Below are 22,582 nucleotides of genomic sequence, written 5' to 3' on the forward strand. Positions count from 1 at the left end.
TCTACACATGCCAAACCCTACAGAAACACAAATGGCACAGTGCTACGCACTATGTTGCCGATTTACTAACTTTTACTTGCCAATTAATATGGTTCGCCTCGATCGAAGAACTGGAAATATCTTCTTTTTGGCAGGTGAAGAGAATATTATCGAAATATATCCTAACGGTAGGTGGAGATACTTGTAATGGACTATCGACAAATGAGTCGCAAAGAATTACACAACTATGTTCTCGCTAATCGGGATGACGATGCAGCTTTTTATGCTTATGTCGATTTGCTACATGAAGTAGGAAACTGGACAGAAATGCCAGCGTTAAAATCACCACAGGATTTAGACAATTATCCTGAATTTATCGCTCATATCACGAAGAAGTCTAAGCCATTAGCTCGGGTAGCGCAAGAAATTCGGCGACTGCTTAAACAGCTAGAGAGAACAAATCCAACTACCAATGAAGCAGAAAAAATTGCTTACATCAATATTGCTACTAAGCCAGAACTGAAACAAAGAGTTATTGCAGCATTGCGATCGAGTGGAGAGACGGCAATTGACGAACTTGCTTTAGAAGATAAATATCTCAATGTTGGGAAGGCAGTACTGAAAGGTTGGATTTCTCAAAAATCATAGTTTAAGCTATACAGTAGGTGAGTTGATTAAGTAAAATTCCATCGGCTCTATCTCTATTATTCTGATTTTTGAGCCAATTGAGATCTACTTCTGATGGAGATAATAGTAGCCCTGATTCAAAAATTTTGTAAATCTCGGTATAGCTAGGATTGAGATTGTCTTTGTACTGTTGCATTGCTATTAGTAAAGAGCTAGGATAATTTACTAATTGTTTTACAGTCTTATCATTATGTTTGATTGCCAAGTCTAGTATATGACTACGTAATTCTAGAGATGTCATATCATTCATACATAAATTCTGAATGCATGTGAGTGAAAAAATATTTGATGGGTCAATCCTATCAAAAGAATGGAATACATCAAGGTTCAAAGAATTGAGTATCGATCGCCAGAGAGCTACATCATACCCCAGTATTCTGGCCTAACCGAATCTTCCATGGCTACCATCCAGGCAGCGAGATCGAAGCCTGCGGCTACTCGCCAAATTTGCACCTGTGCGAACTGTCGCTCGGTATCGCGACTGATGAGCCAGCGGTAGCTCCAGTAGCTCAGTGCTACCCAGCGTAGGTACCGCCGCTTCAGCCAGCGCAGCGGATTTCGTCGAAAAGACTTCAATTCTCCGAGCATTGGTAACTTATTTCAAAAAATTAATATATCTCAATAATTATGACAAAAAATCGATCGAACCGCTGCTATTTACTACGAATTTAAACAGCGACTCGCGATCGCCAGATGTAGTTTAGAATGGGTATCGGGGAATCGAGCGTAGGTATAGACAAAGCGGCATTGCAACTTGGTTCTCGTTGGCTTTAGGAGATCTCCCAGAAAGAAAGTACCCACGTTGACAAGTTTTCTCTTGACGGAGAGGCTACGCCAACAACTTCACTCAACTCTAGACTAATTGATTGGTTGAGCGAATTCGAAACCAACGTTACGGGTATTTTTACTCTCAGAGATCGCCTTAGTCTGCCATTATGCATGACACTTGCTGCCGCAGAAGCCTGCTCCTATCCATATCGATTTGTTGTAGGTACAGAGGAGCGGAAACCATCTTCAATCGGTCTGTGCCTACAATGCAAAGGATGTTCGCCCCGTTCCAGGCGTAGACATCCGCTGAGGAGAAAATCGCCTAGTCCTGATGTCTGAGCAGTTAGCGTTTACGGTTAATATGTATCAATCTTCCACCCGCAAAAACTTTTTAGACGTTCTAGCCGATCCGACAGCGATCGCGATCCTCGGATCGATCGCACTTCATGCCATCATTGGCACTACCCTACCCTTCTTCACCCAGCCAGAAAAAGAAGGCAAAAAATCTGGCCCCACTACGGTTAAAGTGGTACAACTAACTCCCAACGAACTGCAACGCATCCCCCAAGCACCACCAACTCCCGTCCCACAACCTCCTGTCACCCTACCAACTCCTACCACTCGCCCATCTGTAGCACCAACGACGCCACAGTTTTCTACCGCTCCACAAACCATCCCCTTTTCACCAGTCCGCACGCCGAATACTAGTAAACCACCATCGGGGAAGAAAGAGCAAACAGCAGCACAGCAAAAGCCATCCACTTCTGCCATCTTCGACCCCGATGCTGTTTTCAAACCAACGCCTACACCTACCAAACCACCTACCAAAAAAGGCAATACTCCCAAGAAAACAGTAGCGCAGCAATCGCCACCGCCCAAAACTCAGCCACAACCTAAAAAAACTACCGCACCAACCCCACAACCCAAGCCAGCAACGGATGACGACGGTACCGATACTTCCACCACTACGCCAACAACTAACCCAAATACTCAGACTCAGCAACCCCCAAGCTCGCAACAACCAAACACTTCGCCCGATTCAACTACCACAACCCTGCCTACAAAGTCGCCACAAGCTGGAGGAGCGGGGAATAACAGTGGTAGTGGATACGCACAAGCAGCTCTGGCCAAAGAAATAGAATATCGGAATAAATATCCTGGTCTTGTAGTTTATACACCTAAAGATTTACAGCAACCATATCCGCCGGGGATATCTTGTCCAAAAATCAGACAACCGCCTCTGATCGTGTATATGGTTGCTTTTGATAAAGTGCCTGACAACCAGAATAGTAATGTCTTGGGGAATATTACGCCAGATTCGCTCGATGCTGCTGCTTTTGCGAATGAAGATACACCAGAAAATCGCAAGCTGGCGGTTAAAGCTAAAGATGCGGCAATAGTTGCCGCAAACACAGCAGATCGAGATCGACCTGTAGCAGATCGAGATAAAAAAGTTCTTTATCAGTATCGAGTAAGATTCGATCCGGCAACTTGTCAACAGTAAATTCTGATGCTTAGCTGCCTGGATATTTCGATCGCAAATGAGATTTGCCGCAATTTACTCGCTTCTACCTGAAACATGTGCCGCATTCAGCCGCTAAATTCCGCAATAAATAATATCATTTCTCAATCTATCCAAATGCCGGGAACACAAAACTTAATTAAAAGTCGTAAGCTCTAGTAAGCATTCATACTTATTAATTAGGTCTTCTTCCCATGTCTAGATATACATTCCAAAAATCGATCGCCGCAGCTTTGGGCGTGGCGGTTGTTGGTGCTGGTCTTTTGGCCAGTATTTCCAGTAACGCTCAAAGTGGAACCACCACTACACCAGGAACGACGACACCTGGGACTACACCTACACCTACACCTACATCTACACCTACCCCAACAGCATCGCCAACAGCATCGCCAACACCTGCGGGTGGCTCGATGAGTGAGCCAGGGATGACAACTACCCCCGCGACTAAGCCTGCTGGTAAAACGATTGTTAATATTGCCTCCGGTAACAAAAACTTCTCGACATTGGTTACCGCACTCAAAGCCGCAGATCTAGTCGATACTTTATCTGGTACAGGCCCTTACACAGTGTTTGCACCTACGAATGCTGCATTTGCCAAACTTCCCAAAGCTACTCTAGCTAACCTGCTCAAGCCTGCAAACAAAGCACAGCTCCAAAAAGTGCTGACTTACCACGTCGTTTCGGGTAACGTCACTTCCAAGATGCTCAAAGCAGGCCCTGTTGCCACGGTTCAAGGTAGTAATGTAAATGTCAAGCTCCAAGGCAAAAAAGTGACAGTTAATAACGCCACCGTCATCCTCGCTGATGTCAAAGCTAGCAACGGTGTTATTCACGCCATCGATACTGTCTTGCTCCCTAAATAAGGAGCGTCAAGATTTGACCGGAAGGCGGGGCGCAAGCCCCTCCATTCATGGATGGGGTCGAGCCTGTCGCGGCTTTAGCCGCCGTGAAGCGATGCCACGGCTTTAGCCGCAGTATGCGCTTCACTAATGGTAAAATTGGATCGTGAGTAGAAACAACCATCTACGTGTTGAAACATCCTAGTACTGAGAAATCCAGGCAACGGGCATATTCGGCTTAGATCCGTCACAGCTAAAGGGCAAATAATGGCAGGATGTTGAGCGTACCTATCTGGCAGAGTGATGGACTTAGAAAGCATAAAAAAATTGATAAGTATACGCAAGGATTGAGCGACCGCCTTGGTGGCGCGCTTCGCGTTCGATCCGAGTGGGTAGCGGTGCCTTGATGTCACCTTTGTGAATTCAGCAATGGATTGTGCAAGAATCCCCTTGCTTAATGAATCGAACCGCTTGCGGTGAGAGAATGGAGCTATGGGGTACCATCAATTATGTTGAGATCGCAAACTTGTATAGAGACAATCGTCATTAATGGCTAATCGCCTGAAAAGCAGGTGGCTAGCCATTATTTTGTATTTACAAATAATAAATACACTAGCAGAATCTTGCCTGATGCTCTCACCCGGAGGCTTTACTTAACCGCAGGTTATCGCCAACGCCAACGAATCTACCGATCTTAAAATAATTATTAAATCTTTCAGTTTTAAAATCGATCCTCCCATCTCTTTGGCACAGCCACTCTGTCAGATAATCGAGTAATTTTTGAGCTTAATGCCGATAATCAAAGAGGATAACACCAAGACAGATTTTTGTTGAGAGTCGCGATTAGAGCTAGATTTGAGGCAATTAACCGCAGCTATCGATCTCGTATAATCTCGCTTTTAGCGCGATCGACCTTAGTAGATTTTCAGAAGTATTTAATGCCGCATAGATTAATAATGATGTAAAGTTTTTTGAACATACCTACTTTTATTTGAATAGATTATCTATATTGATATCACCAGCTTAAATTGATCCCCGACATGGGATTGACGAAAACACATCAGTTTTAGCCAGTATCCATCCAGATAGCCGGAGCCAATAAAATGCAATCAACTCAAACTCGTACCATTCACAAAAGCCGTTACGTCGCGATCTCTAAAAGCTTCTTGATTTGGTGTTTTGCGCTCACAGTGACCTTGTTAGTAGTTGGTTTTCCATTAGTTGTGTTGATGGCTACCATCGGAGCATTACTATCGATTACATTGCACCCGATTCTGCCTGTTAGTGCAGTTTTACTAGTTGCTGGCGGTACGATCGCCTTAAATATTTTAGCGGTAGTTGTTGGGGCAGCAGTACTCACAACTAAGGGAATCCATCCTCAAGAAGTTCGCTGGTTGAGTTGGTTACATGGCGATGCAAATCCTGTTAGCACGACTACTTATGCTACCTGCCCTCTTACCTGCGATATCGATTCCTAAAGATCGTAAGTTGGTTTTGTTCATCTCATCTGTCAGATCTTAAGCTTGGCTAATTAGCCGAGCTTTTTTATGGTCTCTTTTCGATCGACTTCTCTTGCTAGTGCTACTCCTTGTTACCCTGCTTGGTACAATACACGCTGTAGACGAGCGGAGCGAGACGTGTCGCTGTCTCGCTGCAATGGTCCGTCGGGAGCGGCGCAATGTGCGCGGGTTTCCCGCCCATACCACTGCGACAAGAGAGGGGTTTGGGGTGAGAGCAAGATCGATCGAGAAAGAGTCTGGAGCGGTAGGATGATAGTGTGCAAATCTCGTTATCTTTCAATTGTCGATCGGAGATCGCAGATCCGCACCACCTGCAAGGGTTGACTATTCACTACCTAGATGAGCTTATGATTCGCGTCTGTTTTACACTCGGAACTCGTCCTGAAGCAATTAAATTAGCTCCTGTGATTCGGACATTTCAGTCATCGGCTAAATTTGCCACACAGGTAGTTTTAACTGGGCAACATCGCGAGATGGTAGCGCAGGTAATGGAGATTTTTGGGTTGAAAGCCGATCGGGATTTGGATATCATGCAGCATCAACAGACGCTGACAGATATTACCCAACGGAGCTTGCAAGGGTTAGAAAAACTATTTCGTGAGATCGAACCTCAAGTCGTCATCGTGCAAGGGGACACCACCACCGCTTTTGCTGCCGCCTTAGCAGCATTTTACCAACAAATCCCGATCGGGCATGTCGAAGCCGGATTGCGGACGGATAATATCTATAATCCCTTTCCGGAAGAAGCTAACCGGAGATTAATTTCCCAAATCGCACAGTTACATTTTGCCCCCACCAGTCTCGCCGTCGAAAATCTCTCCAAATCTGGCGTCACAGGTGCAATCCATCAGACGGGAAATACCGTCATCGACGCGCTCCTCACCGTCGCCAAATCGCAACCGCCTTGCGATATCCCTGGCTTAGACTGGAGCAAATACCGCGTCATTCTCTCCACCGTCCATCGTCGCGAAAATTGGGGCGAACCGTTACAAAGTATCGGTGCGGCAATGCTCCAGATTTTAGAAAAATTCCCCGATACCGCCTTATTATTACCCCTGCATCGCAACCCCACCGTGCGCGAACCCCTTACCCAAATTTTGGGCGAGCATCCCCGCGTGTTTCTCACCGAACCCCTCGACTATAGTCAACTCGTCGGAGCCATCCAACGCAGCTATCTCCTCCTCTCCGATTCTGGCGGGATTCAGGAAGAAGCACCCAGCTTGGGTAAGCCTGTGCTGGTATTGAGAGACACTACCGAGCGTCCCGAAGCTGTGACGGGTGGAACGGCAAAATTAGTCGGTACCGATGTAGATAGAATTACCGCCGTCGCAAGTGAGTTACTCGCCAATCCGCAAGCATATCAAGCGATGGCGACAGCAATTAACCCATTCGGCGACGGGACGGCTTCGATGCAGATTCTTGATGCTGTAGAGCAGTTTTTTAGCGTGTAGGGTTTAGGTTGGATATTCGATTTTGCCGACCCAGATCGATCGTAAAATCGACAATCGATTGATATTAAATACCATAAATATTTGTCTGGTTAAATCAAAAATTGTGCTGTTGGGCATTGCCCCCCATCCGCTGCTCTCGACAAAGCACCATAATTGACAATATTTGACCATAACAATTAATACATTTTACCCGATCGATCTTTCTGGAGAGAGATGGGTAGCTATTGTTTAATTAGAACTTACCGCTCGAATCTCATAATTAATATGCGCTTAAGACGCTGGCTACCTTTTTGCTTATTTTTCCTATTTGTAGCTAGCATCATTGTTGGTAGCAATGTTGGGCGACTTAGAAGTATTACCAGCTTAGTGAATAACTTGCCCTTTGGCGATAAATGCGGACATCTAGTTTTGATTGCAACCTTAACATTTTTGCTTAATTACGCATTAAACGGTCGAAAGGTAAAAATCGGTCGGCTCAAAATCTTGTTAGGTGGCACGATCGTGGCAGTAGCCATGACAGTAGAAGAAATTTCCCAAATTTGGATGCCGTTGCGAACCTTTGACTTAATCGATTTATCTGCCAATTATTTAGGCATTACACTAGCGGGGTTACCTTGGTTAAACAGAAATGCAGTTGTCGATCGATAGCAACTAAATAGTTGGGCACAAATATCGATCGGCTGAAAATTGCCCATAACCTATGTGGGGGTAAGTGCGGATCGCCATACTAAAGTTTAATTGAAGCACGATTGAGTTAGCACCAGCAGTATTAAACTCTGAAAAATACTTGAATTGGCTGAGAGTACTTCTGTTCGGAACCAGTATGATATTGAGCTATATATTGTTTAAGTTGTGTCGGTAATAACCCGATCGACCTTTTTATGACTGATGCCGTCAGTAAGTCTGCTAGCCCAAACAGCTTTGCGCCAACTTCATCAACTTGGATGAGATCGAGTTATGAGGAAATTTCTGGTGGGCGATGGGGGGAAAACGACAGCGAGATTTTGGCAAAGCGGTCTGTCGGGGCGACTTGTCGCCTATAACGCTGATAGGATAAGTCTCATAGCTCTCAAGCCTTGTTGATAATTAGGTAGTTTATGTGGGGACAAAGACATTAATTCAACAACAACCTGCCAATTACTAGATGTTGAATCGACCCATGATTCACCCCAGAGTCCAATATAGAAAGTGCTATGTCTAGCATATTTTCGGTGATGTTCTGTTTTTCTGCCGAGATATTCTTGAACTTGCTTTGATTTGATATCTATCCCTTGGATGATACTCTTCAAGTATGCTAGTGATAGCAAAATCAATAATTTGCTCAATCGTTCGCCCGTTAAATTAGTCTTTTCTAAGTTATATCCTCCGCCCTTAAAGTCTCGAAACATCTCCTCAATTCCAAATCTTTTAGCATAGGTATCAACTGCTGCTTGTAGATCTGCCAAGCTGGTCAGAATATACCAAGGCTCTTTTGTGGTAATATTTCGATATTTACCTAGCCATTTACCTGCTAGGTTAAATCCTTCAACTGGTGCAGTTTTTCTAATTGTTACTTCTTGATTAAAAAAGCTATTTCCTGGCTCTAATCCTAGCCTTTTCAGTTCAGTCCACAATTCCTCTTCAGTCTTGATACAAACATTCTTTTCAGTCGTAAACAGAAATCTATTTTCTGCTCTCTAAGCCAGTTCGCAAGAGTAACACTACAAAATTCACGATCTCCCAGTACCAACAAGCTATAATCTGATAGGGCAGCGAATACTGGGGTTAATACTAATTGTTGGTTTTCCAATGTACTGTTCCCTTGTTTATCAAGCATTTGCCAATAAATAGGAATTGCTCTCTTTCGCCAAATCATACTGACCATCAAAATATTGTTTGATTGCCATTTGGTTCGATCTATTGCTAAATATATAATATTATTCTGTTTGACATTGCCTTTAATCCAAGCAATCACTAGTGATAACCAAACATTATCTAAATCCCATTCATCATTTGATAAAAATCTCTGGACTTTTTTTCTTCTGCTTTCAAATTTAATTGGCATCGCTAGTTTTGTTGCGATGCTTTCTAGCGTGACTTCTTTAATAGATTGCACTACTTGAATCAATAAAATTGTCAATAAGTAGTTACCGCGTGTGAATTTTTCTGACAAATGGGCATGATACAATTCTGGTAACATTTAATTGTTTTTTGGGTAAGAAGCTCTCTTACCCTATCTTTTTTGATACTATTTGTCTAGAGTTGTCTCTCTGCCGAGTTTTCAGGCGACCTGTCGCCCCGTCAGCAAAGCGGTATGTAATTCAGGCGATCTTAAGTCGCAGTAGCTTTGGAATTACCTATTTGGCGCGGAATATTTATTTACCCGGACAGCCACTATGCGTTGTCAAAAAGTTGGCACCGAAATTTAACGATCCGCAGCTCGTCACGATCGCGCGCGCGCAATTTGAATTAGAAGCACTGACGCTGAGTCGTTTGGGTACTCACGCCCAGATTCCTACGTTACTCGACTACTTCGAGCTAGGTAGCGATCGATATTTAGTCGAAGAGTATATTCCAGGGTTCGTGCTGGCGCAGACTATTCAACAGCAGCAGCCCTTCACCGCCACACAAGTCGAAAACTTTTTGGTGCAGATGCTGCGATTGTTGGAGTACATTCACTCCCATCATCTAATTCATCGCGATCTCAAGCCGCAGAATATTATTTTGTGTCAAACCGATCGCCGTTTTGTGTTGTTAGATTTTGGTAGTGTTAAAGATCTCGATGCTGCGAAGTCGAGTTCGGGCGATCGAACGATAAGCGATGCCAGTAGATCGATTGGCACATCAGGATTTGCACCGCCAGAACAACTCGCCAATCGCGCTGTCTATGCCAGCGATATTTACGCGCTGGGGATGACTTGTATTTGTCTGCTAGCAGGTAAAGAACCGAGCCAATTGCCAGTAGATCTGAAAACTTGCGAACTGATCTGGGCAGATAATGTGGATATCTGTACGGATTTGAGCCAAATTATTAGTAAAATGACCCAAATTTCGCTAGCAGATCGCTATCATTCGGCAACTCAAGTCCTCGCTGCCTTAGAAAATCGCACGATTCGCGCCAAATTACGGACGTATTTAGATCGAAAATATGCAGTCTCCACAACCGATCGAATCGAGAGTCCTGCTGTCGTCCATTGGGCACTGGGGATCGCTACGACGGATTAGCGACAGGCTATGTAGCAATCGGGGCGTGACTGCCGATAATTGGCGCAAAGATTAGCCAGGATCGGGATAAATACCAATAATAGCGTGCGCGTTCGGTGATAAACTAAACAACAGCATTGCAAAATATTAAGAGTAGCAACAAACCTGGCTCGATTTAGTAAGCAGCCAACGGCAATTACCATCGAGCCAGCAAAGCTCGCGAACTGGCAATTCCGGAATGTCAAAAAATTCCAGAATGCTGCCTTTTCGCCCCAGTGCGGTATTGACACCGCGCTGGGAAATCGATCGCTCTAAATCCAATCGCCAACACCCGATCGCCGATCTGGATTTGCAGCATCGATTCATTAGAGCCGATGCTACGCCTACACTATAGACAAAATCACACAATAATTAAGTAACGCGCACATGGCTACCACCGCAGAAAAAACAAACGTGGGTAAACTCACCCAAGTTATCGGTCCAGTTGTGGACGTAGAATTTACTGGTGGCAAGATGCCCCAGATTTATAGTGCCCTCAAAGTTGAAGGTAAAAATGAAGCTGGACAAGATGTGTCCGTAACCTGCGAAGTACAGCAACTTCTAGGCGACAACCAAGTTCGGGCGGTTGCCATGAGCACCACCGATGGGTTGGTACGCGGTATGGACGTCATCGATTTGGGCGCACCGATTAGCGTACCCGTCGGAGCTGCTACTCTAGGTCGGATTTTTAACGTCTTGGGCGAAACCGTAGATAATCAAGGACCTGTAGGCACTGAAGACAGATCTCCCATTCACCGCGATGCTCCCAAGCTGACGGAATTAGAAACTAAGCCTTCTGTATTTGAAACTGGAATCAAGGTGATCGACCTCCTGACTCCCTACCGTCGTGGCGGTAAAATCGGTCTGTTCGGTGGTGCTGGTGTGGGCAAAACCGTAATCATGATGGAACTGATTAACAACATCGCAACCAATCACGGTGGTGTATCGGTTTTTGGTGGTGTAGGCGAACGTACCCGCGAAGGGAACGACCTTTACAATGAAATGATGGAATCTGGAGTTATCGATAAAGATAACCTCAACAACTCCAAAATCGCGCTAGTTTACGGTCAAATGAATGAGCCACCCGGAGCGCGGATGCGTGTTGGGTTGGTAGCATTGACGATGGCTGAATACTTCCGCGACGTCAACAAGCAAGACGTATTGCTGTTCATCGACAACATCTTCCGGTTCGTCCAAGCGGGTTCCGAAGTATCGGCACTCCTCGGTCGGATGCCTTCGGCGGTAGGTTATCAGCCTACTCTCGGTACCGATATGGGTGACTTGCAAGAACGGATTACTTCGACTAAAGAAGGTTCGATTACTTCCATTCAAGCAGTATACGTACCTGCGGATGACTTCACCGACCCCGCACCTGCAACTACCTTCGCTCACTTGGATGGTACTACCTCCCTGTCGCGTGGTTTGGCAGCTAAAGGGATTTACCCCGCAGTAGATCCGTTGACTTCTACCTCGACGATGTTGCAACCATCGATCGTTGGTGCAGAACATTACGATACTGCTCGTGCCGTACAATCGACGCTCCAACGCTACAAAGAACTGCAAGATATCATTGCAATTCTCGGTTTGGACGAACTCGCCGAAGAAGATCGCCTGATCGTTTCCCGCGCTCGTAAAGTCGAACGCTTCTTATCTCAACCCTTCTTCGTTGCTGAAGTATTCACTGGTTCTCCTGGTAAATACGTCAAACTCGAAGACACCATCAAAGGCTTCAAATCCATCCTCAATGGTGAATTAGACGATTTACCAGAGCAAGCTTTCTACCTCGTTGGCGATATCAACGAAGCGAAAGAAAAAGGCGCGAAATTGCTTAAAGGCTAGGAATTAGGCTTTAGGCTTTAGGCTTTAGGCGTTGGGAGTTGAAATTTAGTATTGCTCTAACAAAGCAAATTATATTGATTCTGACTTCCTAAAACCCAATATCTAAGACCTAAAGTCTAACACCTAAGACCTAAAGTCTAACACCTATAAAAACTAACTACTAAAAATGACACTAACAGTAAGAGTAATTGCCCCAGATAAGACGGTTTGGGATGGCACGGCAGACGAAGTAATTTTACCGAGTATCACAGGTCAGTTGGGTATTTTGAGCGGTCACGCAGCTTTATTGACAGCTTTGGATACTGCGGTAATGCGCGTCAAAGCTGGTAAAGATAAATGGACGCCAATTGCTTTAATGGGTGGTTTTGCTGAAGTTGATAATAATGAAGTTACCGTACTAGTTAACGGTGCAGAATTAGGCGAAAAAATCGATCGCGAACAAGCCCAAAAAGAATTTACCGAAGCCGAACAAAAATTAGAAACCGTTTCATCAGATAACCGTCAAGAACAAATTCAAGCGACCCAAGCTTTTAAACGCGCCAGAGCTAGACTGCAAGCTGCTGGTGGCTAGAGCGAGATTGCTGAATTTAAGATTGTAACGCTCGCAATCAGACCTACTTAATTTTATTAATTGAGTGGGTCTTTTTGTTATAAGATTGGAGAAGCTTAGCACCAAACTTAGTTATTGTCTCGCGATTGTCAGACTATATCAAACAAAAAAAGTTCCAGATAAAGTCATCATAAATTTTAACATATATAATCTATCTAAATTTACGAAATACGTATTTTTTTCACTGTTGTTAATATCAACACAATATCCTTACTGAATTATCGTTCAGTTTCATAATATGAAGTTTCAGCGTTCTCTGTCTCTAATTATCGCTACCAACTCAGTCTTAGCGATTTCATTAACTTCTAGCCTAACTACTAATGTAGGAACGGCTCAAGCGACACCTCAGAGCAATGCTGTTGAATGTTCGCCAATTAAAGGAGTTTGGTATTACCAAGGTAAGGGAATTCCGGTTTCATATGATGAACGTCAAAATGTCATCACGGTCAACATGTCCAACTTTAGGAGACCAACAGCTAAAGGCAGAATGCTGAGTGCTAACCAAATTGAGGTGAACTTTCGTGATGAGACAACCTTTAGGGGTACTTTGGATGGTGCCGGAAAAATTAGTTGGAGTAATGGTACTCAATGGGAAGCCAATTCCTTTTATGGTAGCTGGAAGTATGAAAACAAATTTGGACCCAAAATCAGCAGAGCTAGAGCTAATAATGATGAGATGAAAATTGACATGAGTAAATATGGTCGTCCACCAGCTTTGGGGAACAAAATTGGTTCATCCCAAGCCAGCTTTAATTTTCCAGATGATGCTGTTCATACTGCCACTTTGGTTAGTCCGAACTGTATAAAATGGTCAAATAGCACGACTTGGACAAAATAGATTGACTCCACTGGCGATCGATTTATAGCAGCAAAGTATCAGATGGTGGTCAGTACTCACCATCTGATTTTAAACATTTTCAAGAATTAGAAGAAGTCTTGATGTGCTTAGTGCCTTAAACATATTCACCTCTTAAAAGGTGATAATTGTTAAGAAATATGTGAAGTTGCTCTGGGCGGGAGCTGTAAAACTTTGATATTCGGTAAAAATTGAGTAAGGTAGACACGATCGATGATTCGGATACTTCGCAGATTAAAAGATATACTTACTCATGACGAGCACTTTTTAGAAGCGATCGAATCGATCGAACGGGTCGTTTCCAAGTTCCTATCGATCGGGATGATTATTGTTATCTTCATCGCGCTCGCTCAGTTAAGTTATGCATTGATTGAAAAATTACTATTGACGATCGAGCGTCCGAGTAACGATAGCTTTAACACTACCTTATTTGAGCTATTTGGCTTATTTCTTAACGTTTTAATCGCGCTAGAAATTCTCGAAAATATTACTGCTTATCTTCGCAAACATGTCGTTCAAGTAGAATTAGTCATCGTGACTTCGCTAATTGCCGTGGCTCGAAAAATTATTATTCTCGATCTGGAAAAGAAGAGTAGTAGCGATCTCATTGGTCTAGCTGTCGCTGTGTTTTCATTATCAGTCGGTTATGCGATCGTTCATCAAACCAATCGTGCTAATAGCAAATAGGGCGTTACTGGCTCCAGCAACGACCAAATTAGGGTTACTCACATCTTGCAACCCGATCTAAAAATTAATGGAATAACCTCAAAACTTACTGCTAAGTACTAAAACTATATACTATTAGACCTATCCTAAAACCTGTGTAGCAGACTCAGCATAGGTTCCGAACGATAGACACTTCACAGTGTATTCTATATGTTTCCCCAATCAGTTCTAGGAGTCCAGCTAATTACTATTAAAAACTAGCCCATTAATTGCCATTTTGTATTTTTTGTATTTACGAGCTTCTTTACTATCGTCAAACTGCTAAAATCAATGTTCCCAGTCGCAATCTAACTAATCCACATATTGTTAGTATTACTTCTTCATATTTATTCCCCTTCATCCGGAATCTTTCTTTGGCCGCCCTAAATATCTTGATTAGGCGAATGACATGTTCTACATATATTCTTTCACTAGATATTTCCTTGTTCACCTCTTTTTGTAGATCTGTTAATTCTTTTCCTCTTGGCTTCTTCTGAGGAATTTTGATATTAATACCACCTTGATATCCTTTGTCTCCGGTAAATTTCTGCTCAATATTAAATTTCTTTTGCTGTTCTCTAAATATACTAATATCACTAGTCTTACCTTGTTTGCCCACCTCTACATCGACTAAATCTTTTCCTGATGGTAATGTAATTACCTGCCCTTTAAATGTGTGTTGCTTTTTCTTTCCTGAATAATATTCTTTCTGCACCTGATTGTCTTCAGGTCTTTCTCTCGGCTGTTCCCAACTATCTACAATCAACTCATACTCGGCGAGCATTTCTTTCACCACTGCCAATTCTTCTCGGTCTTTTCTTGCTCCCTCTATTAGGCTAGATGGTAGTATTTTTCTCAGGATTTTTATCCAGTAATTAAATGTATCATTCGCTTCTGTTTTGGAAACACTAAATTGCAACCCTAGGATTTCAAATGTCGGCAAATGCCTTAGATAAAATACACACAAACATATTTCTTCCTCTAAGGTGAGTTTTTTAGGTCTCCCTCCTCCTTTTTTATTAATCCTAATCTTTTGTTTTTCATGTGCCAATCTTAATCTTTCTTCCTCAATTTTTGCAATCTCTACTAATGCCGACCACTGCTCGTAATTAATTCCGATAATTTGCTTTGTTCGTTCTGGATAGTTTTCAATATATTCTAGTGGATTTTTCATTATGGCTAAAATACTATTTTACGATTTTAGTGCCTTTTTTGTCCATGAATTATATTTCGGATAGGTCTATTCACTATTTTCACTAAAACATTAAAACTTTGTTTTAATGCAAGACGTGGAATTACTCCGTGCCTAGATTAGTTGGTTCGGTATTGCGCGTACCACCAGGGACTAACCGTTGGGGGCTGCCCAATCCTGGTGGAATCCGGTAAACGCGCGGACGATTGCGAATGATAGGAGCACTTTCGTCAACATTGGGGACGATTGGAGCGGGAAGTTTGCGCTGGCGAATGCGGCCAGGGGCATTTTCTTGGGTGGGAGCTGTAACATCATTATTTTGCGTTGGCGATGCCGGATTGATGCCTTTAGCACCCACGAGATTGGCACGCTCGACCGAAGTACCGTTGAGAGTCACACCTGTAAAATCTGCTAATGCCAGATTAGCTCCAGCTAGATCGGTATGATTCAGAATCGCACTTCTAAAATTGGTATTGACCAAATTAGCGTAGGATAAATCCGTGCGTGTGAGATTGGTATTGGCAAAATTCACATCGATGAGGCTGGCAGCTTGTAATACCGCACCAGTCAGATTGGTTCTAGTCAGGTTCGCTCCGGTGAGATTGGCACCGCCTAGTTTGGCACTGGCAAGATTGGCACCTGAAAGATTGGCACCGACGAGAGTGGCGGCTTGAAGATCGGCATTTACTAACTGTTGGCGACTGAGATCTGCACCGCTAAGATCGCAACCGATGCATTTATTGGTCGCAATTAGCTTTTTGAGATCTGCTGGATTGTACGCCAGCGCGACTGGAGCGATACCGAAAAGGAGGATCGCCCCGCAAAGGGATAAACAGCGGTTCATTTTAGCGGTCATGATGTTATCGTTGGCGATGCCTCTCTGAGCGAGAGTCAATTATTCATTACCTGAAGCTAAAAATCGGCTGAAGTTCCAAGCAAAAGTATCGACTCTAGATTAACTGAAGCTATAAATCACCTGAAGTTCCAATTGCGCGCTCAAAGTCGATGGAACTGTGGATTTGGCATAAGTTTGACGATCGATGTGCATTTGCAAGCCAGTCAGCGGATCTGGCCCATTTGCTACCAGAAATTCTAACCGATTGACTTGGGGCAACATCGCAAGTTCGTCTAAAATCGAGAAAATCGCGCGCACATAGGGGTGATGGCGATCGCGATACCAACCTTCGATCGCCAGATTCGCTTGGTCGAAGCCGAGATGAAAAGTTAGTGAAGGATTGCCAAATAGAGCGGTACCGACGGGTCGAGCTTCTTCCTTGAGCAGGAGATTGTGAGTTTGAGCCAGATGACGGAGTTTATCTAGTCGATCGTAACGTGCGGTCACATCTAAGGGTTCTTCGTTCCAGGTAATACCGACGGTGACTAGATAGGTTTGCAGCAGCATGTGACCGAGTTTCTCGGCTTTGGTGGCAAGATAATCGTTGTTGTAATCATTAGCTTCAATTAGTAATGGTACTCGATCGACCATTTCTAAGCCGTAACCTTTAAGTCCAGCGATTTTGCGCGGGTTATTAGTAATTAACCGAATTTTGCTAATGCCCAGATCGTTTAACACCTGTGCGCCGACCCCATAATTGCGTAAATCGGCGGCAAAGCCGAGGCGATGATTGGCTTCGACGGTATCGAGTCCCAAATCTTGGAGCGAGTAAGCTTTGAGTTTGTTAATCAGTCCAATCCCACGGCCTTCCTGACGCAGATAAACCACTACACCCTCTCCAGCATTCTCGATCATCTTTAAGGCGGCTTGGAGCTGCATCCGGCAGTCGCAGCGGAGCGAACCGAGGGCGTCACCCGTCAAACATTCAGAGTGCATCCGCACCATTACGGGTTTGTCGATAAAGTTGGCCGGATCGCCCTTGACGATCGCGACGGTTTCGGTAGCATCAAGGAGGTTGCGATAGCCGTAGATCTGAAACTGCCCAAATTGACTGGGGAGCTTGGTAACCGCCTCGCGATGGACGAATCTGTCGTGTTTGAGTCGGTAACTAATGAGATCGGCGATGCTAATAATTTTGAGATTGTGGGCGCGTGCATAGGCAATTAGATCGGGGAGACGCGCCATCGAGCCATCGGGATTTTGAATCTCACAGATGACGCCTGCTGGAGCCAAACCTGATAGTCTGGCTAAATCTACGGCGGCTTCAGTATGTCCGGCACGTTTGAGGACGCCACCATCTTGAGCGCGCAAGGGGAAAATGTGCCCCGGACGCCGTAAATCTTCGGGATGAGTAGTAGGATCGATCGCTAGTTGAATGGTGCGGGTACGATCGTCGGCAGAAATTCCGGTAGTCACGCCCAAGCGATGACTGGCATCGATACTGACTGTAAAAGCGGTTTGATTGGGGTCGGTATTATTGGTCACCATCAAAGGTAAATCCAAGCGATCTAATTGGTTGCCCATCATTGCCAGACAAATTAAACCTCTGGCATTGACCGCCATGAAATTGATTCGATCGGCAGTAATCGTCTGTGCCGCACAGATCAGGTCGCCCTCATTTTCACGATTTTCATCATCTACCACCACAACCATTTTGCCCGCTGCAAAGTCCGATAGGGCGGTGGCGATCGTGTCAAACTCAAAATTAGCAGGGTCAGTAGAAGAAGTTGCTATCACAGATCGGTAAAATGTTGCTAAACTATATAGTCCATTAAAGCGAGTCGAAACCCCAAGCGACGATCGTCGATGCAGAGAAAGTCTCCACATTGCTGTACGATCTAACTCAAAATTAGTTTTGAGTTTTGGGTCGAACTAGTTGGTATTTCTCACCAAAAATATGGCGATCGCTTTCTTATTATATAGGTCATAACATTCATGGGTGAGCAGATCGAACGTCTTCAAGTTGGGATTGTCGGTGCGTCGGGTTATGGGGGCGTGCAGTTGGTACGCTTATTGCAAGATCATCCCGCGATCGAGATTGCATATCTCGGTGGCGATAGTAGCGCGGGTAAAAATTTTGCAGATCTCTATCCGCATCTGGCTCACGTTGTTAATTTACCGATCGAACCGATCGATGTCGCCACGATCGCTAGTCGCTGTCAGGTAGTATTCCTCGCTCTCCCCAACGGTTTAGCCTGCGAGATCGCACCGCAACTTTTAGCTAAAGGATGCAGCGTTCTAGATCTGTCCGCCGATTATCGGTTTGCCGATTTAGATGTATATACGCAGTGGTACAAGATCCCGCGCACCGATCGCGAGACGGCGGCGATGGCCGTTTATGGCTTGCCCGAACTCTATCGAGCTAAACTTGCCAATGCCAAAATTGTCGGTTGTCCAGGCTGTTATCCAACTGCTAGTTTACTAGCTCTGTCCCCCTTGCTCAAACAAGGTTTGATCGATACCAATACTGCTATTATCGATGCCAAATCCGGCACCTCTGGCGGCGGCAGACAGGCTAAAACGCATCTATTGCTGGCTGAAGCCGATAATAATTTTACGGCCTATAGCGTGGCTGGACACCGCCATACGCCAGAGATCGAACAGATCTGTAGCGATCTGGCCTCTCACGAGGTCAAAGTTCAATTTACGCCGCATCTAATTCCGATGGTGCGAGGCATTCTCAGTACTGTGTATGCGACGATTCGCGACCCTGGTTTGGTAACTGAGGATTTGATCGTAATTTACAAAGCTTTTTATCGCTCCTCCCCATTTGTCAAAATTTTAGATGGCGGCGTATACCCCCAGACGAAGTGGGCAGCAGGCACCAATCTTTGCTACATCGGCGTGGAGGTCGATCCGCGTACCGGAAGGGTAATTGTCATGTCGGCGATCGATAATTTGATCAAGGGTCAAGCCGGACAGGCGATCCAGTGTCTGAATGCGATGATGGGTTGGGACGAAACGCTCGGACTACCCCAAATGAGTTTTTATCCCTAATCGTGTGGTGTGCCCACAGCATTCGACACCAGTAGCGCAAATTAGACGTGGGCAAATGCAAGCTCGTTGGGAGTTCGAGCGTGCGGGAGAATTAGCTGCCCAAAAATTTCGTGCGATCGCCAATTCTCTGAATAAATTGGCGATCGCTTTTTACGATCTCCTATTGCTGCAAATACTTGAAAATTATCTATTCTAAATTATTTATCTACTTTTTAATAAGCGATCGAATACGAACTAAAGCGGATAACATCAAGCAATTTAAAGGTCGATCTGAGCTAGCCCGATCGTCGGATCGCGTGTTAATAAGTAATACAATGTTTTCTCAGCTAGTGACAGTGAGCAATCTCCAGACAAGCTAAATTAATGTATTATTTGTCTATCGTTCTACTTCCTACATTAACAATTTAACTTTCACTAATCTAGTAATATTTACAAATTCTCAATAATGCAGTAATATTTACTTAAATGGGTAAATATATTACTTTGTATGTATTAATTTTGACACGATCGACAAGGGTAAGAATAGAGGTAAATTAATACATATGCAATTAATTATTACAGCTTGATGTCCCAATTATTGTTGTCACCGCTTTAGCTACCCAAGGCAATCGCGAAAACGTCTAAATGCTGGATTGACTGATGCGCTGACTAATCCAGTCGAACCCAAGCAATTGACGATCGCTATTTAATATCTTTAGGTTTAGGGTGAGTAACATGGCAGCGATGAATAATCATACAATTTTGGTCGTCGATGACGAAAGAGCTAATTTTGAATTAATTGAGACATTACTGACGATCGACAAGTACAACCTGCATTATATTAGTAGTGGCGAAGAAGTATTCGCAGCTATAGATAGACTCGATCCCGATGTAATTTTGCTAGACTTAATGATGCCAGGAATGGACGGTTTAGCAGTATGTCAGCGGTTAAGATTGATGCGCAAATGGCGATCGATTCCGATTATCATCGTGACAGCGGCTGCTGGTAAATCAATTTTAGCTTCTTGTTTGGATGCAGGTGCAGACGATTTTATTAATAAACCAGTCGATGGTCTCGAACTCAGAGCTAGAGTCAAGTCGATGGTTCGCAATAAAAAGCAATTCGATCGGATCGAATCCTTATCAAAGCTTCAGCAAAACAATATTGCCTCATTAGAAAATAATCTCGGCGAATTAGTTGGTGATTTGGCAATCGGTTTTGTGACTGAACTAAGCACGCCGTTAACGAGTATTCAAGAGCAACTTGAGGAGCTAAATACAAATTTAGATCGTTTTAGCACAACTCAAACTCGTTATTTAGTAGAACTAGCGAGTAAGTCGGCAAATAATATTCAAAAAACAACTTATAAATTTTGGACGTATCTAGATTTTGCTGCCGAGAAGAAGCAACTATATACCGATGAGATATGCAATATTAAAGAAATTATCGAGCAGATCTCGATCGTTCAAGCTCAATGGATAAATAGGGAAAGTGACTTAATTATCGACATCCAGATCGCGTCAGTTGCTGTGACGGCGAAGCATTGTGAGCTAATCATCAAAGAATTATTAGATAATGCTTTTAAATTTTCTGATGTCGGGACGACGATCGAGATGTGCGGTCGCATTATCGGTAAATCCTTCCACTTTTGGATTGGAGATCGCCGCTCTGATTATCCGATCGATCGACCGATCTCTAACTCGAATCTACAGGAACAAGAATTAGGATTGGGCTTGAAAGTAGTTAAGAAAATAGTGGGCATGTACGATGGTTGTTTCGCGATCGATATCAACGAACGTAACGAAACGATCGTATATCTCACGCTGCCTTTGGGCGCAGCAGAGCATCAAAAGTAAAACGGCACAACAGCGCGATTTTCACTTACCAATCTCAATTGAATTGACGCTTGTTGGTTCTCGAACGCTCTCTCCCATCTCACATGCTCCCAATCCAGCGACAGCTATCGCACTTCCACTATAATTTAGTAATCCAGATTCTAGTTTCAACAGTCCAATGGTATCGATATCCGCACCGCATCCCGACAGCCGCCAGTACTTGCCCTCAACTACTCCTGACGCATCGCCCAACCAACACATTCTCCCGCTCACTGCTAAAGTAAACGGCAGCGACTGTTTGGAAATCGGTGGCTGCGATGTCACTGAGTTAGTACAGCAATTTGGTTCTCCGTTATATATTCTCGACGAGCAGTCAGTTCGCACGGCTTGTCAACAATATCGGGATGGATGGCAGAAATATTATCCTGGTGAATCCTTGGTAATATATGCGTCCAAGGCGTGGAGTTGTTTGGCGGTATGCGCGATCGCTGGTAGTGAAGATTTAGGTATCGACGTGGTATCGGGTGGCGAAATTCTCACGGCAATTAAAGCGGGCGTGAGTGCGGACAAAATCTACTTCCACGGTAATAATAAATCAGTTGCCGAACTAGAACTGGCGATTCTCCAGGGGAGAGGCTCCGCCAACGCCAAAAACTGTCGAATCATTGCCGATAACTGGCTCGAACTCGAAAATATCGCCACGATTGCCAGCTCCCTGGGCAAAAATGTCCCCGTGATGATTCGGCTCACGCCAGGAATCGAGTGCCACACTCACGAATACATTCGCACCGGACATTTAGATAGCAAATTTGGCTTCGATCCCAATCAGCTCGATGAAGTTTTTGGTTGGTTGAGCAAACAGTCGGCGATTACCTGTATCGGCGTTCACGCGCACATCGGCTCCCAAATTTTCGAGCAACAACCCCACAAAGATTTAGCTGGGGTGATGGTGGAGTGGTACAAACTCGCACTCAGTCACGGCTTACCCGTTAGTGAAATTAACGTCGGTGGCGGTTTGGGCATTAAATACACCGAAGCCGACGATCCGCAAAGCATCGACGAGTGGGTAAAAAACGTCGCTACAGCCCTCAAAATCGCCTGTGACGCCCATGGCATTGCCTATCCTCGTGTTATATCCGAACCCGGACGTTCGTTGATTGGGAGTAGCTGCGTCACCGCTTACACCGTCGGCGGTAACAAAACCGTACCGGGAATTCGCACCTACATCAGCATTGATGGTGGCATGTCCGACAACCCTCGTCCGATTACGTATCAATCCCAATATCGGGCGATGATTGCTAATAAGATGTCCGCACCGATGACCGAAACCGTCACGATCGCGGGCAAACATTGCGAATCTGGCGATATCTTAATTAAAGATGCCCAAATTGCCGCTGCGGTACCTGGAGATATCTTAGTCGTTCCGGCGACTGGGGCGTATAACTATAGCATGTCTTCTAACTACAATCGGATTACCCGTCCGGCGGCTGTCTTAGTTAATAACGGCGAAGCAAATATCATTATTCAACGCGAAAGTTATCACGATCTATTACGGTTCGATCGGTTACCGCAACGATTGATAAAATAGCCAAATCTGATGCTCGATCGAAGCTATTGAAGCGTCATGCGATCGTCGATCGAGTATAGCAACGCCGAACGGGTCAATCCAAGCGACACGATCGAAC

Annotated in this window: 25 protein-coding genes; 17 read left to right on the top strand and 8 right to left on the bottom strand. The window is 44.4% G+C overall.

Annotated features, from left to right (window positions below):
• Nucleotides 1-7 precede the first annotated feature (7 nt).
• Both CHA6605_RS37330 and CHA6605_RS35125 read left to right on the top strand, forming a co-directional pair.
• Nucleotides 8-187 (top strand): DUF6888 family protein, encoded by a 180-nt coding sequence (locus tag CHA6605_RS37330; RefSeq protein ID WP_015160608.1) that lies wholly within the window; start codon nucleotides 8-10, stop codon nucleotides 185-187.
• Nucleotides 187-627, top strand: coding sequence for a DUF6887 family protein (locus CHA6605_RS35125; protein ID WP_015160609.1), 441 nt, complete (start codon nucleotides 187-189; stop codon nucleotides 625-627). Before CHA6605_RS37330 ends, CHA6605_RS35125 begins: the two co-directional genes overlap by 1 nt.
• A gap of 1 nt (nucleotide 628) precedes the next feature.
• On the opposite strand, the gene CHA6605_RS16830 is transcribed toward CHA6605_RS35125, so the two are convergent.
• The gene (locus CHA6605_RS16830) at nucleotides 629-916 is read right to left on the bottom strand and encodes a hypothetical protein (RefSeq protein ID WP_015160610.1); all 288 of its coding nucleotides are present in this window, start codon (nucleotides 914-916) and stop codon (nucleotides 629-631) included.
• Nucleotides 917-1,023: 107 nt separating this feature from the next.
• Nucleotides 1,024-1,254: a hypothetical protein gene (locus CHA6605_RS16835; RefSeq protein WP_015160611.1), complete on the bottom strand. Its 231-nt coding sequence runs from the start codon at nucleotides 1,252-1,254 to the stop codon at nucleotides 1,024-1,026.
• A 511-nt stretch (nucleotides 1,255-1,765) separates the two neighbouring features.
• On the opposite strand from CHA6605_RS16835, the gene CHA6605_RS16840 reads away from it, so the two are divergent.
• The gene (locus tag CHA6605_RS16840) at nucleotides 1,766-2,938 is read left to right on the top strand and encodes a hypothetical protein (protein ID WP_015160612.1); all 1,173 of its coding nucleotides are present in this window, start codon (nucleotides 1,766-1,768) and stop codon (nucleotides 2,936-2,938) included.
• Between the two features lie 212 nt (nucleotides 2,939-3,150).
• On the top strand, nucleotides 3,151-3,819 hold the full coding sequence (locus CHA6605_RS16845; RefSeq protein ID WP_015160613.1) for a fasciclin domain-containing protein: 669 nt from the start codon (nucleotides 3,151-3,153) through the stop codon (nucleotides 3,817-3,819).
• Here CHA6605_RS16845 and CHA6605_RS34280 read toward each other — a convergent pair.
• Nucleotides 3,812-3,979, bottom strand: coding sequence for a hypothetical protein (locus CHA6605_RS34280; protein ID WP_157260017.1), 168 nt, complete (start codon nucleotides 3,977-3,979; stop codon nucleotides 3,812-3,814). The genes CHA6605_RS16845 and CHA6605_RS34280 overlap by 8 nt on opposite strands.
• A gap of 919 nt (nucleotides 3,980-4,898) precedes the next feature.
• Here CHA6605_RS34280 and CHA6605_RS16850 point away from each other — a divergent pair.
• The 3 genes from CHA6605_RS16850 to CHA6605_RS16860 all read left to right on the top strand — a co-directional run bounded on the left by CHA6605_RS16850 (nucleotide 4,899) and on the right by CHA6605_RS16860 (nucleotide 7,414).
• Nucleotides 4,899-5,273: a hypothetical protein gene (locus tag CHA6605_RS16850; protein ID WP_015160614.1), complete on the top strand. Its 375-nt coding sequence runs from the start codon at nucleotides 4,899-4,901 to the stop codon at nucleotides 5,271-5,273.
• Nucleotides 5,274-5,662: 389 nt separating this feature from the next.
• Nucleotides 5,663-6,766 carry a non-hydrolyzing UDP-N-acetylglucosamine 2-epimerase gene (wecB, locus tag CHA6605_RS16855; protein WP_015160615.1) on the top strand — a complete coding sequence of 368 codons (1,104 nt, stop codon included), beginning with the start codon at nucleotides 5,663-5,665 and terminating at the stop codon, nucleotides 6,764-6,766.
• A gap of 264 nt (nucleotides 6,767-7,030) precedes the next feature.
• Nucleotides 7,031-7,414 (top strand): VanZ family protein, encoded by a 384-nt coding sequence (locus CHA6605_RS16860; protein ID WP_041549555.1) that lies wholly within the window; start codon nucleotides 7,031-7,033, stop codon nucleotides 7,412-7,414.
• A gap of 389 nt (nucleotides 7,415-7,803) precedes the next feature.
• Here CHA6605_RS16860 and CHA6605_RS35130 read toward each other — a convergent pair whose 3' ends face one another.
• Nucleotides 7,804-8,379: a hypothetical protein gene (locus CHA6605_RS35130; protein ID WP_198288360.1), complete on the bottom strand. Its 576-nt coding sequence runs from the start codon at nucleotides 8,377-8,379 to the stop codon at nucleotides 7,804-7,806.
• Nucleotides 8,364-8,945: a hypothetical protein gene (locus CHA6605_RS35135; protein ID WP_198288361.1), complete on the bottom strand. Its 582-nt coding sequence runs from the start codon at nucleotides 8,943-8,945 to the stop codon at nucleotides 8,364-8,366. The genes CHA6605_RS35130 and CHA6605_RS35135 overlap by 16 nt, the downstream gene beginning before the upstream one ends.
• Before the next feature lie 62 nt (nucleotides 8,946-9,007).
• Between CHA6605_RS35135 and CHA6605_RS16870 the strand changes: the two genes are divergently transcribed.
• The 6 genes from CHA6605_RS16870 to CHA6605_RS16890 all read left to right on the top strand — a co-directional run bounded on the left by CHA6605_RS16870 (nucleotide 9,008) and on the right by CHA6605_RS16890 (nucleotide 13,980).
• Nucleotides 9,008-9,970, top strand: a complete 963-nt coding sequence (locus tag CHA6605_RS16870) for a serine/threonine-protein kinase (protein WP_157260018.1) — start codon at nucleotides 9,008-9,010, stop codon at nucleotides 9,968-9,970.
• Between the two features lie 217 nt (nucleotides 9,971-10,187).
• Nucleotides 10,188-10,343 carry a hypothetical protein gene (locus CHA6605_RS34285; RefSeq protein WP_157260019.1) on the top strand — a complete coding sequence of 52 codons (156 nt, stop codon included), beginning with the start codon at nucleotides 10,188-10,190 and terminating at the stop codon, nucleotides 10,341-10,343.
• 32 nt (nucleotides 10,344-10,375) lie between these two features.
• A complete protein-coding gene (gene atpD, locus CHA6605_RS16875) occupies nucleotides 10,376-11,827 on the top strand; it encodes a F0F1 ATP synthase subunit beta (protein ID WP_015160618.1) in 1,452 nt (483 codons plus the stop codon).
• Nucleotides 11,828-11,993: 166 nt separating this feature from the next.
• Nucleotides 11,994-12,398 (top strand): ATP synthase F1 subunit epsilon, encoded by a 405-nt coding sequence (gene atpC / locus CHA6605_RS16880; protein WP_015160619.1) that lies wholly within the window; start codon nucleotides 11,994-11,996, stop codon nucleotides 12,396-12,398.
• Between the two features lie 277 nt (nucleotides 12,399-12,675).
• The gene (locus CHA6605_RS16885; protein ID WP_015160620.1) at nucleotides 12,676-13,275 is read left to right on the top strand and encodes a hypothetical protein; all 600 of its coding nucleotides are present in this window, start codon (nucleotides 12,676-12,678) and stop codon (nucleotides 13,273-13,275) included.
• A 231-nt stretch (nucleotides 13,276-13,506) separates the two neighbouring features.
• Entirely contained in the window at nucleotides 13,507-13,980 is a 474-nt protein-coding gene (locus CHA6605_RS16890) for a phosphate-starvation-inducible PsiE family protein (RefSeq protein WP_015160621.1), read from the top strand.
• Between the two features lie 292 nt (nucleotides 13,981-14,272).
• Here the strand turns inward: CHA6605_RS16890 and CHA6605_RS16895 are convergent, their stop codons facing one another.
• From CHA6605_RS16895 to ribBA, 3 genes are all read right to left on the bottom strand, one after another.
• Nucleotides 14,273-15,172 carry a transposase family protein gene (locus CHA6605_RS16895; protein WP_015157789.1) on the bottom strand — a complete coding sequence of 300 codons (900 nt, stop codon included), beginning with the start codon at nucleotides 15,170-15,172 and terminating at the stop codon, nucleotides 14,273-14,275.
• Between the two features lie 121 nt (nucleotides 15,173-15,293).
• On the bottom strand, nucleotides 15,294-16,085 hold the full coding sequence (locus CHA6605_RS31750; RefSeq protein ID WP_015160622.1) for a pentapeptide repeat-containing protein: 792 nt from the start codon (nucleotides 16,083-16,085) through the stop codon (nucleotides 15,294-15,296).
• 60 nt (nucleotides 16,086-16,145) lie between these two features.
• Nucleotides 16,146-17,912, bottom strand: coding sequence for a bifunctional 3,4-dihydroxy-2-butanone-4-phosphate synthase/GTP cyclohydrolase II (gene ribBA / locus CHA6605_RS16905; RefSeq protein ID WP_015160623.1), 1,767 nt, complete (start codon nucleotides 17,910-17,912; stop codon nucleotides 16,146-16,148).
• 108 nt (nucleotides 17,913-18,020) lie between these two features.
• On the opposite strand from ribBA, the gene argC reads away from it, so the two are divergent.
• From argC to lysA, 4 genes are all read left to right on the top strand, one after another.
• Nucleotides 18,021-19,082, top strand: coding sequence for an N-acetyl-gamma-glutamyl-phosphate reductase (gene argC / locus CHA6605_RS16910; protein ID WP_015160624.1), 1,062 nt, complete (start codon nucleotides 18,021-18,023; stop codon nucleotides 19,080-19,082).
• Nucleotides 19,083-19,137: 55 nt separating this feature from the next.
• The gene (locus CHA6605_RS16915; RefSeq protein WP_015160625.1) at nucleotides 19,138-19,278 is read left to right on the top strand and encodes a hypothetical protein; all 141 of its coding nucleotides are present in this window, start codon (nucleotides 19,138-19,140) and stop codon (nucleotides 19,276-19,278) included.
• A 518-nt stretch (nucleotides 19,279-19,796) separates the two neighbouring features.
• The gene (locus CHA6605_RS16920; protein ID WP_015160626.1) at nucleotides 19,797-20,918 is read left to right on the top strand and encodes a hybrid sensor histidine kinase/response regulator; all 1,122 of its coding nucleotides are present in this window, start codon (nucleotides 19,797-19,799) and stop codon (nucleotides 20,916-20,918) included.
• Between the two features lie 157 nt (nucleotides 20,919-21,075).
• Entirely contained in the window at nucleotides 21,076-22,485 is a 1,410-nt protein-coding gene (gene lysA / locus CHA6605_RS16925) for a diaminopimelate decarboxylase (RefSeq protein ID WP_015160627.1), read from the top strand.
• The last annotated feature ends 97 nt before the right edge of the window (nucleotides 22,486-22,582 follow it).

It is taken from the genome of Chamaesiphon minutus PCC 6605 (genome assembly GCF_000317145.1).
GTDB lineage: Bacteria > Cyanobacteriota > Cyanobacteriia > Cyanobacteriales > Chamaesiphonaceae > Chamaesiphon > Chamaesiphon minutus.

Excerpts from the sequence above, each read along its gene's own strand:
- lysA (WP_015160627.1), top strand. The coding sequence starts at position 21,076 with ATGGTATCGATATCCGCACCGCATCCCGACAGCCGCCAGTACTTGCCC.
- CHA6605_RS37330 (WP_015160608.1), top strand. The coding sequence starts at position 8 with ATGCCAAACCCTACAGAAACACAAATGGCACAGTGCTACGCACTATGT.
- CHA6605_RS34285 (WP_157260019.1), top strand. The coding sequence starts at position 10,188 with ATGTCAAAAAATTCCAGAATGCTGCCTTTTCGCCCCAGTGCGGTATTG.
- atpC (WP_015160619.1), top strand. The coding sequence starts at position 11,994 with ATGACACTAACAGTAAGAGTAATTGCCCCAGATAAGACGGTTTGGGAT.
- CHA6605_RS16915 (WP_015160625.1), top strand. The coding sequence starts at position 19,138 with ATGCAAGCTCGTTGGGAGTTCGAGCGTGCGGGAGAATTAGCTGCCCAA.
- wecB (WP_015160615.1), top strand. The coding sequence starts at position 5,663 with ATGATTCGCGTCTGTTTTACACTCGGAACTCGTCCTGAAGCAATTAAA.
- CHA6605_RS16885 (WP_015160620.1), top strand. The coding sequence starts at position 12,676 with ATGAAGTTTCAGCGTTCTCTGTCTCTAATTATCGCTACCAACTCAGTC.
- CHA6605_RS35135 (WP_198288361.1), bottom strand. The coding sequence starts at position 8,945 with ATGTTACCAGAATTGTATCATGCCCATTTGTCAGAAAAATTCACACGC.
- argC (WP_015160624.1), top strand. The coding sequence starts at position 18,021 with ATGGGTGAGCAGATCGAACGTCTTCAAGTTGGGATTGTCGGTGCGTCG.
- CHA6605_RS16920 (WP_015160626.1), top strand. The coding sequence starts at position 19,797 with ATGGCAGCGATGAATAATCATACAATTTTGGTCGTCGATGACGAAAGA.
- CHA6605_RS16860 (WP_041549555.1), top strand. The coding sequence starts at position 7,031 with ATGCGCTTAAGACGCTGGCTACCTTTTTGCTTATTTTTCCTATTTGTA.
- CHA6605_RS16845 (WP_015160613.1), top strand. The coding sequence starts at position 3,151 with ATGTCTAGATATACATTCCAAAAATCGATCGCCGCAGCTTTGGGCGTG.
- CHA6605_RS16830 (WP_015160610.1), bottom strand. The coding sequence starts at position 916 with ATGAATGATATGACATCTCTAGAATTACGTAGTCATATACTAGACTTG.
- CHA6605_RS16850 (WP_015160614.1), top strand. The coding sequence starts at position 4,899 with ATGCAATCAACTCAAACTCGTACCATTCACAAAAGCCGTTACGTCGCG.
- ribBA (WP_015160623.1), bottom strand. The coding sequence starts at position 17,912 with ATGTGGAGACTTTCTCTGCATCGACGATCGTCGCTTGGGGTTTCGACT.
- atpD (WP_015160618.1), top strand. The coding sequence starts at position 10,376 with ATGGCTACCACCGCAGAAAAAACAAACGTGGGTAAACTCACCCAAGTT.
- CHA6605_RS16835 (WP_015160611.1), bottom strand. The coding sequence starts at position 1,254 with ATGCTCGGAGAATTGAAGTCTTTTCGACGAAATCCGCTGCGCTGGCTG.
- CHA6605_RS34280 (WP_157260017.1), bottom strand. The coding sequence starts at position 3,979 with ATGGTTGTTTCTACTCACGATCCAATTTTACCATTAGTGAAGCGCATA.
- CHA6605_RS16895 (WP_015157789.1), bottom strand. The coding sequence starts at position 15,172 with ATGAAAAATCCACTAGAATATATTGAAAACTATCCAGAACGAACAAAG.
- CHA6605_RS16890 (WP_015160621.1), top strand. The coding sequence starts at position 13,507 with ATGATTCGGATACTTCGCAGATTAAAAGATATACTTACTCATGACGAG.
- CHA6605_RS35125 (WP_015160609.1), top strand. The coding sequence starts at position 187 with ATGGACTATCGACAAATGAGTCGCAAAGAATTACACAACTATGTTCTC.
- CHA6605_RS16840 (WP_015160612.1), top strand. The coding sequence starts at position 1,766 with ATGTCTGAGCAGTTAGCGTTTACGGTTAATATGTATCAATCTTCCACC.